The 249-nt window shown below is 49.4% G+C and carries 1 protein-coding gene; it reads left to right on the top strand.

The features are described 5' to 3' along the window. Window positions 1–86: 86 nt before the first annotated feature. The coding region (locus ACYP03_RS27285; RefSeq protein WP_459782843.1) for a LysR family transcriptional regulator at window positions 87–249 on the top strand (163 nt) is incomplete at its 3' end.

Genomic DNA, 249 nt, shown 5'->3' with positions numbered 1-249 from the left:
GTTATTCTGGCCGTCGGGCCAGTGGGTGCCATTTCCTGTGATAATATCCGGTCCACTATGTGTGGTTTGCAGTGAAGTGATTGTCGATGAATCTTGATACTAAATGGTTAGAAGACTTTATCGTGCTTTGTGAAGTCCGAAACTTTTCCCGTGCGGCCAAAGCCCGGCACATTACTCTGCCCGCGTTCGGACGCCATATTAAATCACTGGAAGAGGCCGTGGGTGTGCAGCTGATTGACAGAAGCACAA

It is taken from the genome of Photobacterium sp. R1 (genome assembly GCF_054600795.1).
The sequence above is the reverse complement of the archived record's forward strand: the minus strand, read 5'-3'. Positions and strand labels throughout refer to the sequence as shown.